This is a genomic window from Kineosporia sp. NBRC 101731 (assembly GCF_030269305.1).
GTDB lineage: Bacteria > Actinomycetota > Actinomycetes > Actinomycetales > Kineosporiaceae > Kineosporia.
Genome location: NZ_BSTC01000067.1, coordinates 1 through 273, shown reverse-complemented (window position 1 = coordinate 273; position 273 = coordinate 1). Strand labels below are relative to the sequence as shown.

Here is a 273-nt window from a genome sequence, read left to right as displayed (position 1 = left end):
TCACGGCCCACCAAGTCTCCGATTCCTCGGAAAACCCGTGGCCCGCTCCCTCAGGACCCAACAGCGCATCCCCGCTTCCATCCCCGGAAGCGAGCTCCAACCGATGTTCCACCCTGAGCAGCCACCCAGCAACATGCAATCACCAAAATTGGTGACCATCACGTGCCGGCAATGGCATTCTCTGACGCCTCACGAAGAGACGTATGAGTGCTCCTTAGAAAGGAGGTGATCCAGCCGCACCTTCCGGTACGGCTACCTTGTTACGACTTCGTC

Annotated in this window: 1 rRNA gene; it reads right to left on the bottom strand. The window is 58.6% G+C overall.

Annotated elements, in window-relative coordinates:
- Positions 1-218 precede the first annotated feature (218 nt).
- Positions 219-273 (bottom strand): 16S ribosomal RNA (locus tag QSK05_RS36115); the annotation flags it as partial.